The 16,772-nt window shown below is 38.0% G+C and carries 17 protein-coding genes; 11 read left to right on the top strand and 6 right to left on the bottom strand.

Annotated elements, in window-relative coordinates; all coding sequences use genetic code 11:
- Positions 1–109 precede the first annotated feature (109 nt).
- On the top strand, positions 110–526 hold the full coding sequence (locus tag ACFI34_RS06265) for an MAPEG family protein (protein WP_462672829.1): 417 nt from the start codon (positions 110–112) through the stop codon (positions 524–526).
- Positions 527–578: 52 nt separating this feature from the next.
- Here the strand turns inward: ACFI34_RS06265 and ACFI34_RS06260 are convergent, their stop codons facing one another.
- A complete protein-coding gene (locus ACFI34_RS06260) occupies positions 579–1,328 on the bottom strand; it encodes a peptidylprolyl isomerase (protein WP_462672828.1) in 750 nt (249 codons plus the stop codon).
- A gap of 221 nt (positions 1,329–1,549) precedes the next feature.
- On the opposite strand from ACFI34_RS06260, the gene ACFI34_RS06255 reads away from it, so the two are divergent.
- Positions 1,550–1,720, top strand: coding sequence for a hypothetical protein (locus tag ACFI34_RS06255; RefSeq protein ID WP_462672827.1), 171 nt, complete (start codon positions 1,550–1,552; stop codon positions 1,718–1,720).
- A gap of 92 nt (positions 1,721–1,812) precedes the next feature.
- Complete coding sequence (ushA, locus tag ACFI34_RS06250; protein ID WP_462672826.1) at positions 1,813–3,438, top strand: bifunctional UDP-sugar hydrolase/5'-nucleotidase UshA; 1,626 nt, start codon at positions 1,813–1,815, stop codon at positions 3,436–3,438.
- Between the two features lie 26 nt (positions 3,439–3,464).
- Here ushA and ACFI34_RS06245 read toward each other — a convergent pair whose 3' ends face one another.
- Together ACFI34_RS06245 and ACFI34_RS06240 are read right to left on the bottom strand one after the other, a co-directional pair.
- Positions 3,465–4,409 carry a hypothetical protein gene (locus ACFI34_RS06245; RefSeq protein ID WP_462672825.1) on the bottom strand — a complete coding sequence of 315 codons (945 nt, stop codon included), beginning with the start codon at positions 4,407–4,409 and terminating at the stop codon, positions 3,465–3,467.
- Positions 4,402–5,298 carry a hypothetical protein gene (locus tag ACFI34_RS06240; protein ID WP_462672824.1) on the bottom strand — a complete coding sequence of 299 codons (897 nt, stop codon included), beginning with the start codon at positions 5,296–5,298 and terminating at the stop codon, positions 4,402–4,404. The genes ACFI34_RS06245 and ACFI34_RS06240 overlap by 8 nt, the downstream gene beginning before the upstream one ends.
- A gap of 220 nt (positions 5,299–5,518) precedes the next feature.
- On the opposite strand from ACFI34_RS06240, the gene ACFI34_RS06235 reads away from it, so the two are divergent.
- Positions 5,519–6,370, top strand: coding sequence for a S1/P1 nuclease (locus tag ACFI34_RS06235; RefSeq protein WP_462672823.1), 852 nt, complete (start codon positions 5,519–5,521; stop codon positions 6,368–6,370).
- A gap of 303 nt (positions 6,371–6,673) precedes the next feature.
- Positions 6,674–9,793, top strand: coding sequence for a TonB-dependent receptor (locus ACFI34_RS06230; protein WP_462672822.1), 3,120 nt, complete (start codon positions 6,674–6,676; stop codon positions 9,791–9,793).
- 54 nt (positions 9,794–9,847) lie between these two features.
- Here the strand turns inward: ACFI34_RS06230 and ACFI34_RS06225 are convergent, their stop codons facing one another.
- Positions 9,848–10,279 (bottom strand): MarR family winged helix-turn-helix transcriptional regulator, encoded by a 432-nt coding sequence (locus ACFI34_RS06225; RefSeq protein WP_257903558.1) that lies wholly within the window; start codon positions 10,277–10,279, stop codon positions 9,848–9,850.
- Between the two features lie 144 nt (positions 10,280–10,423).
- Between ACFI34_RS06225 and hmgA the strand changes: the two genes are divergently transcribed.
- Both hmgA and maiA read left to right on the top strand, forming a co-directional pair.
- The gene (gene hmgA, locus ACFI34_RS06220; RefSeq protein WP_462672821.1) at positions 10,424–11,725 is read left to right on the top strand and encodes a homogentisate 1,2-dioxygenase; all 1,302 of its coding nucleotides are present in this window, start codon (positions 10,424–10,426) and stop codon (positions 11,723–11,725) included.
- Positions 11,726–11,727: 2 nt separating this feature from the next.
- Positions 11,728–12,354: a maleylacetoacetate isomerase gene (gene maiA, locus ACFI34_RS06215; RefSeq protein ID WP_219422080.1), complete on the top strand. Its 627-nt coding sequence runs from the start codon at positions 11,728–11,730 to the stop codon at positions 12,352–12,354.
- A gap of 12 nt (positions 12,355–12,366) precedes the next feature.
- Here maiA and ACFI34_RS06210 read toward each other — a convergent pair whose 3' ends face one another.
- Positions 12,367–12,600 (bottom strand): TIGR02647 family protein, encoded by a 234-nt coding sequence (locus ACFI34_RS06210; RefSeq protein ID WP_219422081.1) that lies wholly within the window; start codon positions 12,598–12,600, stop codon positions 12,367–12,369.
- A 107-nt stretch (positions 12,601–12,707) separates the two neighbouring features.
- Between ACFI34_RS06210 and ACFI34_RS06205 the strand changes: the two genes are divergently transcribed.
- Complete coding sequence (locus ACFI34_RS06205) at positions 12,708–13,010, top strand: DUF1496 domain-containing protein (protein ID WP_462672820.1); 303 nt, start codon at positions 12,708–12,710, stop codon at positions 13,008–13,010.
- 54 nt (positions 13,011–13,064) lie between these two features.
- Positions 13,065–13,373 (top strand): VF530 family protein, encoded by a 309-nt coding sequence (locus ACFI34_RS06200; protein WP_008126252.1) that lies wholly within the window; start codon positions 13,065–13,067, stop codon positions 13,371–13,373.
- A gap of 48 nt (positions 13,374–13,421) precedes the next feature.
- Here ACFI34_RS06200 and ACFI34_RS06195 read toward each other — a convergent pair whose 3' ends face one another.
- Positions 13,422–15,041, bottom strand: a complete 1,620-nt coding sequence (locus ACFI34_RS06195) for a diacylglycerol kinase family protein (RefSeq protein WP_462672819.1) — start codon at positions 15,039–15,041, stop codon at positions 13,422–13,424.
- Positions 15,042–15,550: 509 nt separating this feature from the next.
- Between ACFI34_RS06195 and ACFI34_RS06190 the strand changes: the two genes are divergently transcribed.
- Both ACFI34_RS06190 and ACFI34_RS06185 read left to right on the top strand, forming a co-directional pair.
- Positions 15,551–16,075 carry a sigma-70 family RNA polymerase sigma factor gene (locus tag ACFI34_RS06190; protein ID WP_006791673.1) on the top strand — a complete coding sequence of 175 codons (525 nt, stop codon included), beginning with the start codon at positions 15,551–15,553 and terminating at the stop codon, positions 16,073–16,075.
- Complete coding sequence (locus ACFI34_RS06185) at positions 16,072–16,755, top strand: anti-sigma factor (protein ID WP_462672818.1); 684 nt, start codon at positions 16,072–16,074, stop codon at positions 16,753–16,755. The genes ACFI34_RS06190 and ACFI34_RS06185 overlap by 4 nt, the downstream gene beginning before the upstream one ends.
- The last annotated feature ends 17 nt before the right edge of the window (positions 16,756–16,772 follow it).

Below are 16,772 nucleotides of genomic sequence, written 5' to 3'. Positions count from 1 at the left end.
AAACTAACACTTTGTGCTGATCAGTTTCTAGCAATTAGCGTTATTTTGTGTAACACATTGTGAAAAATGTCTGCATACTTACTAATTAAAACAATAACAAGGAACTACAATGGAAAAAATAATAATACTTGCCATGTTTGTGCAAGTCACCCTCTCTTTAGCTGTAATGATTATTATGGGGAGAAGACGCTTTGCAGCAGCTAAAAATAAGCAGCTCAATTTAAAAGATTTTGCAACGATGCGATTAGATAACGCAGGTGACCATGTAAGGGTGGCCGATAGAAACTTTACCAACCAATTTGAAATACCCGTTTTATTTTATGTAGGTTGCTTATTAGCTTTGCAATTAAACAGTGCAAGTGTAGTGGTTGCAATTTTGGCCTGCGCATTTGTAGCAACACGCATTTTACATAGTATTATTCATTTAGGATCAAATAACGTAAGAGCTAGATTTAACGTGTTTTTAATTGGCTGCGTGTCTGTATTTGCGATGTGGCTTGCTATGATTTGGCGGCTATTTATTTAATATAGGGCGCAGCTATATAATAGCTGCGCAGTTTAAATTGCTGTTAATGAGATTACTTCTTTCTTTTAAGGCGTGGTACAGCTAACAAAAAAGCACCCAGAAGCCATATTAAAGCCCCACCCGAGCTACCGCCTGAGCCATCAGAGTTATCGGCGTCAATCAGCGTATTTTCAACAACTGTCAATCCGGCTGCCGAATTAGGATCGTCATCTAATACTGTAACGCTTTGGATTGTTACTAAATTAGCACTACTAATAGACACATCACTGCTGGCACATTGCTCTGCTGTTATATCGACTACCGGTGTTTCACCGCAATGAACAAGGGCCGCAATTTTATCAAGCGTTTCCTGACTTTCCGCTGTGATTTGTCCAAATACGGTAAAACCACCATTTTGTGTATCAAGTGCCGCACTACCTGCACTGTTATTAGCCATATTAAAAAACCATTGGCTAGTGGCACTGTTAGGGTTGCCCCCTAACTTAGCCATGGCAATGGTACCTTTAACATTAGAAAATACAGGTTCATTAATAACTGCAGGTTTGGTCGTTATAGGGTCCAATGTATCTGAAAACGTAAATCCACCGCCTTGAATAACAAAATTGTCTATTGAACGATGAATAACGGTTTCATTGTATGAATCGTCTTGTACATAGCTTAAAAAGTTTTCTACTGTTTTTGGTGTTTGCTGATCAAATAAATTAATCTGGATTGTACCTTGGCTGGTTTGCATCTCGACTATAGTTGCATGGCTAGCAAAGCTTAATAAAGCGAGCAATGAACCCAGTAAACGTTTTTTCATGTTAGATCCTATTATTATATTTATTAAAATAAGTTTTGTTTAGCTTAATGTTACTGACTCAAAAAATCGATAGCTTTAAGGCAGTTGATACAAATTAGACCGTTCTGGTAACATTTCAATTACACACTATTGATTTATATTTTCTATGAATATGTAAACCGAGTAAATGTTTAACTTAGCTCATTGTTAATTATTCAATAACACATATAACGGATACACACATGACACACACACAACACACAATTTGCGACTTTGGCCTGCATAAAGGTGAAGCATACACAAAACTCCCAGCAAGCTTTTTAACATGGATGGTTGCTACAAAACACGAAAAGTCACATTACGCTAGCCAAGAACTCAAACGCAGGGAAAATGCGGCTACAAGTCGTAATTAGCCAAAAATATAAATATCTGCCTTTTTTATATTTCAAACTAGTTTAAACTAGCCACCTACAACATTAAGTATAACTTAATACACAGGTATTTTATGCGCATAATTTTTATTATTTCTATCATTTTGAGTGTACTGGGATGCACATCTGCCACATCTAATGAAAAAACATCTTCTACACAATACTTAACCGTTCTTCATACTAACGATAATCATGGTCGCTTTTGGCATAACGAAAAAGGCGAATACGGTATGGCTGCTCGCAAAACATTACTGGATCAATTACGTAGTGAAGCGAAAATAAAAGGTCATGCAGTTTTACTGCTATCAGGTGGCGACATAAATACAGGCATACCGGAGTCAGATCTGCAGTATGCAGAACCTGACTTTAAAGGGATGTCTTTACTTGGATACGATGCAATGGCATTAGGTAATCATGAATTTGATAACCCGCTGAGTGTATTAGAAAAACAGCAAACTTGGGCTAACTTCCCTCTTTTATCAGCAAATATAATTGAAAAATCATCTGGTAAAAATGCCTTTACCCCTTACAAAATATTTAAAAAAAATGGGTTGTCAATTGCTGTTATTGGCCTAACGACAACCGACACAGCCAAAATAGGTAACCCTCAATATATTGGTCATTTAGAATTTATAGACCCCGTTTCAGTAACAGCCAACCTAGCTAAAGAGATAAAAGCAAAATACAATCCAGACATTACTATTGCTGTTACTCACATGGGCCATTTTATTGATGCTAAACATGGCATAAACGCACCCGGGGATGTAACACTTGCTCGTTCATTGCCTGCTAATACGCTTGACATGATCATAGGTGGCCACTCACAAGAGCCTGTGTGTATGGCATCAGAAAATGTAAACGATGATAGTTTTAAACCTGGCTTAGCTTGTAATCCTGATCAGCAAAATGGCACGTGGATAATGCAAGCCCACGAGTGGGGAAAGTACGTTGGTAAGGCTGAGTTCAAATTAGAAAATGGTGAATTGAGCCTACTTGATTATAAATTAATGCCAGTTAATTTATATGTTGAAAAAACACAGACTGACGGCACGTTAAAAGAGGTACTTGCGAACGAATATATTAAGCCAGACCCGTCATTAAAAGCGTTTTTAGCTAAGTACCAAACGATTGGTGCTAAACAAATTGAGGGGACTATTGGCTCGGTAGATGCTAGATTAGAAGGCGATAGAAACAAAGTACGCTATCAACAAACTAACCTTGCTCGCGTTATTATCCAAGCACAAATGAACGTTGTGGGTGCAGATTTTGGGTTAATAAGTGGTGGCGGTATTCGCAGTTCAATCAATGCGGGTGAAATAAGTTATAAAGACATATTAAAAGTTCACCCTTTTAAAAACCGTATAACGTATATGGATTGGCAAGGTGCTGAACTATGGGACTACTTAAATACAGTAACAAGCTTCCCTGCTGACGCTGGTGCTTACTTGCAATATCACAAGCTTTCTTTTGAACGCAAAGATGGCAAGCTTACAAACGTATTTATTAATGGTAAACCGTTTGATAAAAACAAAACATACCGTATGAGTTTAAATAGTTACAACGCTTCTGGTGGGGATGGTTATCCTACTATAAATACGTTAAAAGGCTTTGTAAGTACTGACGAAACGGACGCCCAAGCACTTAAAACGTTTATATCGCAACACAGCCCAATAAAAGCGGCTGAGTTTGCCCCAAAATAAACGCCTATAATAATAGGGGAGCATAATTACTTCCCTATTATTTCAATATTTCCTTTCGCTATATTTATAAGCCCGTAACTGTGCAAACGAGAGCGTGAACCTTCTCCATACGCTTTAGGTGGGTAATAAATTTGTTTTTCCTCAGGATATTCATTCAAAACGTCGTCAAGCGAAGCCCTTATTTCACTCAACGTTTTCTCAAGGCTATTATTAAAGTTCGGCCGCTTCCTTATCGTGTGCCCGAGCTCTGTTAATCGGTAAAAATACTTGTTGGCAAGTTCAATAAGCTCATCGGGTACATTTTTATTATGATTTAAAATAACATCACTATTAGTTGAACAATATTCAACCAGGGCGAGGTAAAAACACAATGGTTTATTAGCTAATTGAACGCTGTGCTCTTTATCATAACTATGTGAAAGTGTTTTATTGCGTAAGTCAATGATAAGCACTAAAGGCATCGGCATTGATGCAACGGAGTTAATACTCTTGTTTAAGCTTACATTGTTTTTCTTACTTTCTACCACTTTTAACCACACAACAACAAAGAGACTGATAAGTAAAAAAAACAAAAAGAAGATTTTATTACTAGGTGTCAAGTAATGCTCATCTACACTAAAAATAATAGTCACAGGGCCTTCACTCGTCGCTAAGCTACTAATAAATTGCTTTTGCTTTAAATCGCTGTGAGCAATCTCGCCTGTACTGATATCGATGACACGCAAGTTACTCATTCTTAGATAACTATTTAGTGAGTCAATATAGCCAACTAAAGCGTCTTTATTACCTGCATGCTTATACAGTTCATTTGGTAAATCGAGTAATGGTAAATCTAGTGCAATTTGTTTTTCAATTTGGAACTTTTGCTGCTTGGTAATACGCTCGGTTTTATTAATCATAGATATATAAAACACTAAAGAAAGCATTAAAAAAACACATGAGGACACTGCTGAAAATTTAAGCCTACTCATTACTTTTACCTATCTTAAAAACAGCTGTATTATTCTCACATTGCCAAAAGGGAGAAACATTTTGATAATAATGGAGTTCTTGGTCTTTAGACATAGCCATAAGGTGTTCTTGTACAGCACATAACAAATCAGTGTTGTTTTGTTGCATTTTTAAATACCAACGTGTGCCTGTTATATTATTGCTAATTGGGGTTATATAGTTTTTTGAGAAACGGTCTTTATCGCTTTCTTTCCAAAACGACGCAATAATATCTACTTTACCATTGGCTAATAATTCTCGTAGTTCATTATGAGAGCTTGCGTACAAAATATTTAAGTTTGCAATATTCATATCGAGATCTTTAAAGACCTGCTTTGGAAGAATATGACCAGAGCGGCTCGTTGGGTAATCAAGCAGTCCTATTTTTTTGTCTAAAAAATAAGACTTTGAAATGATGGGTTTTTCTTTTGAAGATATAAAAAATGCAGTGTAATCAGAAAAACCAACAACGGGCATATAATCATAGGTAGATTCAGCTTTAAAAGCCGCCATAATGTTGTTTTTTGCGAGTATAAGGTCTGCAATTCCTTTACCTACAAACTCTAAACTGTCTGATGTTTTATATCCCCAATATCCAACAACCGCTCCGTACTGTTTAGCAACAACATTATCATCACATAACTTCTGCGAAAGCTGTGCTGCAATATTTTTAGAGGGTGTAAATACAATAAGCTCATTATCGTTTGCGGTCGCTGTTGTACGACATATTGTTGATGTTTCAATAAGTACAGGAAAAACGAGTTCATCGTCATTTACAATTAATTGACCACACACCCAAGCAAAAACTATTACTATAAACAAAAATGTAACAATTGAAGTTTTATGCAATACCGTATTTTTAATTTTCAAGCTAAAGACATCCTAAAATACATTACCTATTCATTTGAACAATTTTAATTACTTATTACAACAAGTAATTTTACCTATACAATCTAAGATACTGATTTATAATAAATATGAATAAGAAATTATGAATTTTATTGAGTCCTTCCTAATTTCAACAAAAGTAAAGACAATTGACCTTATTACAACGCAGCAACACCACTCCAAAATCATTAAGGGATCTTTAATGCGTAGCAATGTAAAATATTCGATAACGTCAGCGCTTTTAATTGGTGCCATTTTTACAAGTAGCGATTCACTTGCTTGGGGCCAAAACGGTCACCGTGTTGTCGGTAAAATTGCTGAATCTCATATAACAGACACCACAAAATCAGCTATTCAACCATTTTTAGCGGGAGAATCACTCGCACAAGTTTCAACTTGGCCTGATGAAATGCGCTCAAATCCAGGCAAGTTTTGGCAAAAGCAATCCTCTCGTTGGCACTATATAAATGCCGCGCCTAATAAGTCTTTCACAATCAATCACGACCATACCAATAATAAAGAATCGGTTAGCAATATTCTTGAAGGCATCCACTATTCTATAAAAACACTAAAAGACGAAAACAGTAGTTTAGACTCAAAACAGTTCAGTTTACGTTTTTTAGTTCACTTGGTCGGTGATAGCCATCAACCCTTCCATGCAGGAAGAAGCGAAGATAGAGGCGGAAACCGTATTAAAGTGTCGTTTTTTGGTCAAGATACAAACTTACACAGCTTGTGGGATACTAAGTTAGTTGAAAACGAAAACTTATCATTTACTGAATACGCGCAGTTTATAAACACCAACAACAGCGAACTAATCGCAGAATATTTAGAAAGTACACCAACTACGTGGATTGAAGAGTCTCACAATTTAGCAAATGCACTTTATAAGTCTACAAGTGAAGAAGTTGGCTACAGCTATGTCTACAAAAATACACCTATTGTAAAAACACGTCTGCTACAAGCAGGTGTTCGATTGGCTGGCTTGTTAAACGCACTGTTTGACCCTTCAGCTAAAGAGCTGGAAACAGCGTTAAAAAAAGTATCTATGTAATTTGTGACACATAAAACCTACACACGGGGATTTTTTGTAAAGGCTTGTTTTACATTTCACAAGTTTGTCATAAAACATCGGTAGTATGAGCTCGCTAATAGAGTGATTACTCAAAAAAAGGTAAAAAATAGTCAAAATTTGTACTATTTATTAAAAAAACATTGCAGTTGTATTTTATTTGTAACAAACAATTGGGGTACAATAGCGATGGTTTTTAAAATATAAACCTGCATTTAGTTTATTTTTTGAAAACCAAAAAATAAAAATATAAAAATTTAATTATTAACTACACGGGAAAATTAAATGAAAACTCAAATACGCAAAACGGCTCTATCACTTGCTATTGCAGCATGTGTTGGTGTTAGTGGCGCTGCAATTGCAAATGAAACAACATCTGCAATTAAAGGTCAAATCACTGGTCCTAACGGCAACCCTGCTGCTGGCACTAAAATTACAATTTTACACGTTCCTTCAGGCTCAGTTAAAACTACTGAAACTAATGACGCTGGTTATTTCACAGCTAAAGGCCTGCGTGTTGGTGGTCCATATAAAGTAGTTGTAGATTCTGACACTTATGCAGACCAAGAGTTCAATAATATTATTCTTAACATTGGTAACGATTACCCTGTAAATGCTTCTTTAGAGAATATCTCTAACATTGAGCAAATTGTAGTTACAGGTGCTCCTATCAGTGCTATGTCTGGTGGTACAGGTCCTGCGTCTACTTTTACGCTAACCGATCTTGAAAACCAACCAGCTATTAACCGTGATTTAAAAGATATTATTCGTATTGACCCACGTATCACAATCGATGATAGCCGTGGCTCAATCAACTGTGGTGGTGGTAACCCACGTTACAACAGCTTAACGCTTGACGGCGTTCGCATGAACGATAACTTCGGTTTAAGCTCAAACGGTTACCCAACTATCCGTGCCCCTTTCTCTTTCGACTCTATTGAACAAGTTTCAGCTGAGCTAGCCCCTTTTGACGTTCAATACGGTGGCTTTACATCGTGTAACATCAACGCCGTAACAAAATCGGGTGGTAACGACGTTCATGGTGGTGTTTTCTTCGATTACACAAATGATTCTATGAAAGGCGATGAAATTGAAGGTAACGAAGTTGATAACGGTAACTACACTGAAAAGCGTTACGGTTTCAACGTAGGCCTTCCGCTTGTTGAAGATACATTATTTTTGTTCACTTCATACGAAAAGCTTGAAGGTGTTCGTCAGTTTAACTACGACGGCTTAAGCAGTGGTAGTGTGACAGCTGATGACATATCTCGTATTCAAAGTATTTCTCAATCAGTTTACGGCTATGATGCTGGCGGTATGCCATCTAGTATGCCTGTTGAAGATGAAAAAATCTTAGTAAAACTAGATTGGAACATCAACGAAGATCACCGTGCAAACTTAATTTATAACTACAACGACGGTAATACAATTTCTCAGTCGGATACAGGTTCTAGCCGCGTTTCTTTATCAAACCACTTCTACAATCAAAGTGCTGAGTTTACCTCGATTATTGGTTCTGTATATTCTGATTGGTCAGACGATTTTTCTACTGAAATTCGTTTGGGCAAATCAGAGCTAGATGCAACGGTTCAGTCATTAGACGCTGCAAGTAGCTTTGGTGAAATGCAAATTCGTACTGATAATGGCGGTACAGTTTACATTGGTCCAGATGATTCTCGTCAATCAAACGATCTAGATTACGACACAACTACATTCAAAGTTGCAGGTACTTACTACTTAGACCAACACACTATTACTGCTGGTTACGAGTTTGAAGAGCTATCTGTTTTCAACTTGTTCGTACAGCATACAGAAGGTGAGTGGCGCTTTAACTCAATTGACGACTTTGAAGCAGGTCAAGCAGCACGTATTTATTACAACAATGCTGCTGGTACTAACAACCCGAATGATGCTGCTGCAAGCTTTAAATATGCACAGCATACATTCTATGTTCAAGATGAATATGCATTCACTGACTTAGATGCAACCATTCAGTTTGGTTTACGTTACGACAAGTACACAAGTGATGACGTACCTAACTTTAACCGAAACTTCACAAGCCGTTATGGTTTCAGCAATCAGTCTACATTTGACGGCATTGACTTACTGCAACCACGTGTTGGTTTCCAATGGTATGCAACAGATGAGCTTGAAGTTCGTGCTGGCTTAGGCTTGTTCTCTGGTGGTAACCCGAACGTATGGTTGTCTAATTCGTACTCTAACGACGGTATTACAAACATTAGTACGCAGTTCCGTGGTGTAGACTTATTTAATACAGCTAACGTAAACGGTGGTACTCCTGGTTTTGACGTACCTCAAGAAATGTTCGATATTGTTGCAAACACTGAAATTGGTGTAGGCGATGCAACAGTTAATGCTGTAGACCCAGATTTTGAAATTCCTTCAGAGTGGAAATATTCACTAGGTGCTACATACACAACTGAAGACGAATACGTAATTTCTGTAGACTACTTATACTCGAAGAAAAAAGACGCTGCATTAATGCGTGATATCGCACTTCAAGATAGCGGTGAAACTACTTTTGATGGTCGCCCTATTTACGAGTCAATCGAAGGTCGTGGTAACGAGTATTTATTAACAAATGTTAGTGGCGATAGTGGTGACTCTTCTGTTATCTCTGCAGCAGTTAGCAAAATGTTTGATAATGGCGTTAACTTCAGCTTTGGTTATGCGTATACGGATGCAGACGATGTAAACCCAATGACTAGCTCTGTAGCTGGTTCTAACTACGGTAACATCGCACTTACTAATCCAGGTAACCCAGGTGTTGCGTCTTCAGATTATGAAATTCCGCACCGTTTCACTATGACGCTTGGTTACAAACACGAATTTGTAGACGGCTTTGAAACACGCTTTAACCTTTATGGTGAAGCATACAAAGGCCTACCTTATAGCTTTACGTTTGACGGAAGTGACCGTAACGTTTGGGGCGATAACAACTGGAATGGCAACCGTCAGTTACTGTACGTTCCACTTGAAAACGATCCTAACGTTGTTTACAACATGTCGGCTGATGAAATCAATGAATTCAATGACTTCATTGCTTCTGAAGGACTTAAACGCGGTGAAATTGCAGGCCGTAACCAACAAAATGCTGACTGGTTTGTTAAGTTTAACTTTAAGATTACACAAGAACTACCAGGCTTTATGGAAGGCCATAAAGGTGAAGCATTCTTCGTAATCGACAACCTTACAAACATGCTAAATGATGACTGGGGCGTACTTAAGAAAGGTCCTTTCGTAGGCGCAAGCATGATCTCAACATCTATTGATGACCAAGGTCGTTACGTTTACTCAGGCTTTAACGGTAATAACGCAAATACTTCAGTGCAAACTGGTGCGTCATTATGGGAAATGCGTGTAGGTGTGCGTTACACCTTCTAATCTAATTTGTTAGATTAGTCAAAATTATAAAAGCCCATCATTTGATGGGCTTTTTTATGCCTGTAATTTATTTTTTAGCTTATTAAGTAAGCTTATTAATAAATCTTGTTCATGTGTGTTTAACGAAGCCAATAGTTCTTTTTCCCACTTTAACGCCTCGGGTACTATTTTTTTATACAACTCCTTTCCAGCTTCACTCAATGAAAGTATGGCTGCGCGCTTATCCTCTGAATTAATTTGAGTTATTAGCAACTTTTGTTCTACTAATATTTTTATTGCACGCGACACGGTCGATTTATCCATATTTGCCTGCGTACATAAATTTTTGGCATTACTTTGACCAAATTGCGCTAAATTAGCCAAAATTCGCCATTGAGGTATCGTTAAATCAAATTTGGTCTGGTAAACCTTAGCAAGGTCATTACTTACCAAACTTGCTACATTAATTAGTTGATATGCTAAAAAAGTGTCTAAATCCAGTTTCATGGTTACCCCGTTAAATAGGTTTACTCGCTGTTCATTTATATTTACATACACATTTATAGAGCAATTTGAAATTACTCTCACTTGAGAGTATCTTAACTTAAATAAATAAAACATAAAACTAGCCTTCTCTCACAGGAGTCAGTAATGGCAGAACAGTTAAAGTACATGACCGGTTTTGGTAATGAATTTGAAACCGAAGCGCTACCCGGTGCCTTGCCTATAGGGCAATTTACTCCTCAAAAAGTTAAGTACGATCTTTATACTGAACAATTTAGCTCTACAGCATTTACAGCGCCACGAGCCGCAAATCGCAGAACATGGCTGTACCGGTTACGCCCTTCGGTAGTGCAAGGTGATTACATCGCTATTGATAATGGCCTGATTCGAACTGCGCCTATAACTGAAGCCGTAACACCTCCGACTATGCTTCGCTGGAACCCCGTTGAAATTCCTACAAAGCCAACTGATTTTATAGATGGACTCATAACAATGGCTGCTAACGGCAGTGCTAATGGGCAATCTGGCATCGGTATTCATGTGTATGTTGCTAACAAGTCTATGGTTGATCGCTACTTTTACAACGCTGACGGTGAAATGCTATTTGTACCCCAACAAGGCGAGCTACTCCTGCATACAGAGTGCGGTAAGCTATGTGTTAAACCAGGTGAAATTGCAGTCATACCGCGAGGAATGAAGTTTTCTGTTGATTTAATACAATCAACGGCCCGTGGTTATATATGCGAAAACTATGGTCATGCTTTGGAACTTGCAGAGCGAGGCCCGGTTGGTGCAAACGGCTATGCCAACGACCGTGACTTTCAATACCCTGTTGCAGCTTTTGAAGATAAAGAAGGTGATTTTGAACTGATATCAAAGTTTAATGGCAACTTATTCAGCTGTGAGATTAAGCACTCACCGTTCGATGTTGTTGCATGGACAGGTAGTAGCGCGCCTTATAAATACGATTTATCCCGATTTAATGTAATGAATACAGTAAGCTTTGACCATCCTGATCCGTCTATATTCACCGTTTTAACCTCGCCATCAGCCACTGAAGGGATGGCTAATGTTGATTTTGTTATTTTTCCGCCGCGTTGGATGGTTGCTGAAAACACGTTTCGTCCGCCCTACTATCATCGTAATATCATGAGTGAATTTATGGGGTTAATTGAAGGTGTATATGATGCAAAAGAGCATGGCTTTGTGCCAGGTGGCGCAAGTTTACATAATTGTATGTCTCCGCATGGACCTGAAGCGGATGTATTTGAAAAAGCATCTAATGCGGAACTGGTTCCACAAAAATACGAAAATACCTTAGCGTTTATGTTTGAATCACGTTATGTCATTTCACCGACTAAATACGCATTAGAAGGTAAAGAGCGCCAACCAAATTACACTGATTGTTGGCGAACAATTAAAAAACACTATTCAGCCAACAAGGATTAATTATGAAGCTATACAGTTATTTTCGCTCATCTGCTGCATACCGCGTACGCATTGCGTTAAACCTAAAAAAAATTGATCACGAGCTGGCAATTGTTAACTTATTAAAATCAGAACAGCTTGATGAGAACTACTTGACATTAAACCCACAAGGGCTTTTACCAGCACTTGAAACCGACGAAGGCGTGCTTGGTCAATCATTAGCTATTTTAGAATGGCTTGATGAAACATACCCACAGTCACCATTAATAAGCGGCTCAGCTTGGCGAAAAGCACAAATTAGAAATTTAAGCTTTGCAATAGCGTGTGATATACACCCTGTTAATAATTTGCGTGTACTCAAGTATTTATCTAATGAATTAAACGTAGACGAGGATGCTAAAAACACCTGGTACAGGCATTGGGTTGAAGTAGGTTTTGATAAAATAGAAACAATGCTCACAGACGATGATTACTGTATTGGGAACGAGCCAAGCCTTGCTGATGTTTGCTTAGTACCGCAGGTATTTAATGCTATTCGTTTTAATGTGGATATGAGTCACTACCCTAAAATCGCAGCCATTTATGAGCGATGTAATAAATTAGCTGCGTTTAATGATGCCGCACCGCAAAATCAACCCGATGCGAACTGAGTACCGCTAAGCTTAACTTTTGAGCACGCTATGAATAACCGTAACGTGCTCAATTAAATCTAACCCCAAATCCGTCAAGTAACCGCCATCAGGGCTGTCTATAACGCCTTTATCAAATAATCGTTGTGCTGCTTCTATCAAGCTTGCTTCTGCGTCAGAGTGCAATTTAATCCCCTGCATTTTGCTATCGAGTGGAAACTTTGCAAGTAATGTGAATTCATCTATCATCATTTGGTTAAATTTCATGTGTGTTCACCTTCTTATTGTTTTGTGCATTTCTTAGTGTGTAATATTACACTAGCATGTTTTATGGTATTACGTACTATTTTTAGAGTCTGTTGTAGGAGAATATTATGCGCACGTTAATTATTCTATCCGTCTGTTTTTTAAGCTTATCGCTCTCGTTATTTTGTAATGCCGAGCCGCATAACAGCCGCACTTTTGTGAACGCCAGTCAGCTGACTCAGCACCAAACAATGTGTTGGTACGATGACAAACGCTATAGTGAAGGCGCATTAATTAGCGTTAAGACATTTACTTTACTATGCAGTGCTAAAAACCCCAATCAGACCAATGGCGCATTAATGTGGCTTAAGCTTAATGAGCAAGGGGAAGTTATTTACCCAAATCGACCTAAAAAGATTACAGTGAAATAGCCTGCTTATTGTATTTAAGCTACAATAAGCATAGTTTAAATAAGCAGTATGGCTATGGATAATCAACCTAAAAACCCACTACATGGGATCACACTAGAACAAATATTGGTCGAGTTAGAGCAGAGGCTTGGCTGGAAAACGCTGGGCGAACAAGTAAAAATTAAGTGTTTTACGGATGCACCAAGCATAAAATCTAGCTTAAAATTTTTACGCAAAACCCCTTGGGCCAGAGACAAAGTTGAAGCGTTATATATTCATACAATAAATAACAAACCACTTCGCAAACCAAAAAGCGCACCTCGTAAAACAACAAACAAGGCGCCAGATACAACTGACTTTGTTTGGCCATCAATAAAAAAGTAAAAATATAAATAAAGGCGCACTTTAATGCGCCTTTATATTTTAGTTTTACTAAATTTCCTTACTGATCACATTAAGCGATGCTGGCTGTATTTCAACCACAAGCCTATCAGCCGTTTTCACTTCGCCATCAATGACATACTTAATCCCATTATCTGAAGATATTTCGACTTTTTTAGCATTTGTGTGTTGAGAGTTAATGGCTAAATGACTTTGCGTTATACTGCTAAACATAAGCTCGGCAATACTCAGTACCGTAGTGGAATTTTCTTTATTGGGTATAAGCCAATTTATATCAAGTAGCCCATCACTGTGATTAGGCTGCCCTCCCCCTTGAGCAAGTAGCGTTGTAAACGGTGCTGCATTAGCAACAACAAAACTGCTTGTTGTGATCATCATTGGTTTGTTATCGTCCAATTTTACGTTGAGCTGTTGCGATTTTTGTTCCGAAAACGCCTGAAAAAATCCTGTTAAATAAGCGAGTTGCCCAAATTTATTTTTAAACTCGCGGTCAGCTTTTTCAATCATTGCATGTTCAAAACCTATCCCGGCTAAAAGTAGCATTAGCTCGTCGTTACAATAAGCGGTGTCAATTAAAGTAGATTGACCATCAATAATTAAATCACACGCTTGCTCTACAGGTATAAATTTTGAACTTATTCCCATTAAAACGTGAGCAAGCGCATTTGCGGTCCCCAGTGGAATAATACCTAATTTACAGGGTGTATTAACTAATACGCTCGCAACTTCGGCTACTGTTCCATCGCCACCACAAGCAATAACAATATCAGGCTTTTCTGTAATCGCTTGTTTGGCAAGCTCTATCCCGTTAATGTCAGGACTTGTGGTCATTACGGTTAAATCGTAATAAGTAGACAAACGGGCAATTATAAATTGTTCTTTTTCTTGCCATATTTTTGTACCCGATACGGGATTTGCAATTAAAAATGCACGATTTTTAATTACTAGTTCGCCACTTTTATGTCGCTTTGCTAGGTGGCGCAGTTGGCGTTTATTTAGATTAGCGGTTTCACGTGTTTCTTTAATTTGGGCAAGCACATCATGCACATCGGCATGTTTATTTTGACTAAGTAAGTAAGCAGCCATTACAAACACTGAACGTCCACGGCCCAACGCGCAATGCACAACCACTTTATTGTTTTTTTGGATTTGATGATGAATCCAATTTATTGCCTGGTTAAGCTGAGAGTGTGTTGGCACGCTATGATCAAGTACTGGAATATTTAAGTAGTTAATACGCTCTTGTGTCGAGCTCCACTCTAAACCGTCAAACTCACAAGTAACATCTAATATAGCGGTAATATTATTGCTTTTTAACGTGTCTATATCCGAGGGAAATAAGCGGCATGCTAAAAAAAGGTTATCGTTAATTTGCTGAATTGGTGGAACTTTATCATGCTTACGCGACCACGCGTTATACACTTGCGCCCCCAATAAAAAAGGAATAAACGCCCAGCGTATATAAAATGGAATAACGCCGTTTTCTCGCTTTCTGAAAATTTTACCTATATTAAAAATGTATGCCCCACTGACCAATGACAGTGATAGCGCGGTCCAGTAAAAAAATAACGAAAAATAAATTGAATGTATTTCCCACCCTATAAAAATAAGTACACACGCTAATATCAAATAACTAATTGCAGCCCACATAAAATCTCCATTTATATTTATCGCTATTCATTAATTAACAAACAGCTTTTATAATTGTGTTTGCAATTTACAAGCCACAAAACAGTAAAGCGTACGCCACCACTTTTTACTTATGTTATTGATATTTAATAGCTATTTAAACATCATGATTTTTGGTTTATATGGACTTTGCTCTTTTTACACAATGAGTGTGTTAATTTTTCACACGTATCACAGTAGTATCTAACTCAGTCTTAGCTCCATATTAGTAAATCTAACTCACCAAGCTAATTTAATTTAAGTGTAACTTAGGGGGGCGACTCTGCTATAAACAAAAATCGGCTCAACCATCACAGATGCTTTCCTCTGATATAGTTTTTAAACTCACAGAATCATACCTAATAATAAACCACAGATAGCCATTGCAAAAAAGAGTAAAAAGTATACTGTTGCAAGCTACTTAACTTTTTTGCATCCAAGTTCTAACCTCATACGTTTTTAAAAAGAGAATAAAAATAAATAGGATATTTATGGAAAACGATAATTTACTGTCTTTGTTATACGATACGTCGCAAGGCGATAAGCATGCATTTTCAACCTTGTATCAACAAACAAGCGGAAAGCTTTTTGCCATTAGCTTAAATATGCTTTCTAACAGAGCACACGCCGAAGAAGTGCTGCAAGACGCCTTCATTAAAATATGGCATAACGCCTCAGAATACAATGCTTCTAAAGGCACCGTCATAAGCTGGATGATAAGTATAGTACGTTATAGAAGTCTGGATGCGCTGCGTTACAACAAAGTAAGAAAAGAGCAAACGATGGGAGATGATGACTTCGATATTCAGAGCGTCGATGTTAACTACGACGAAAATACTAAATTAGTAAACTGTATAGAGCAGCTTGAACCTCAACAAAAGCAGGCTATTCATTTAGCTTACTATAAAGGGCTTAGTCACAGCGAGCTAGTAGACCATATAGAGTCGCCATTGGGCACAGTTAAAAGCTGGATCAGACGCGGGCTTACACAACTTCAGAGGTGTTTAACATTATGAATTATACAAAACCCGAGCTGTTAGACGCGCTAGCAGGACAATATGTGCTTGGCACACTTAAAGGGCTGGCACGAAAGCGTTTTCAGCGTTTATTACTTAGCTCAAGCAAAGCACGTGAGGCAATTTTTATGTGGGAGCAAAACCTTAATAATCTAGCAAGTGCAATTACACCTCAAGCGCCTAGCGATTCTGTTTGGGAAAACATTTTGCAAGGCATTGAGTCAAAAACACTGCCTAGTCAAACAGTGGTGCAAACTAAGCCGTCGATTTGGCAGACATGGTCGTTTATAGCCACCGCCGCGTGTATTGTGTTGGCATTTTTAGTCATTCAACCGGCCAAAGAAGTGTCGCAATATCAGCAAATTGCACTCGTGCAAAACCAAGATAAACAGTCTTTATGGTTTATTGAAGTAAACGAAGATGCATTAACTATTAAAGCCAGTAGTCAATTAGTTGCCCAAAGAGATAAAGATTATCAACTATGGATGATCTTAAAAGGGCAAGATTTACCTGTTTCGTTGGGTATATTACCTAAACAAGGCGGTAAATTTTTGCTAAAAGATAAACGCTTTAACGCTGACGATATTTCACTATTAGCAGTCAGTTTAGAGCCTTTAGGTGGTTCGCCAAACGGCTTACCTACCGAGGTACTTTATACAACCGAACTCGTGCTTCTTTAATCCCTTGTATGGCTGCT

This window comes from Pseudoalteromonas sp. PSi26 (genome assembly GCF_054960575.1).
Note: the sequence above shows the minus strand (reverse complement) of the source record. Positions and strands in the feature narration are given on the sequence as shown.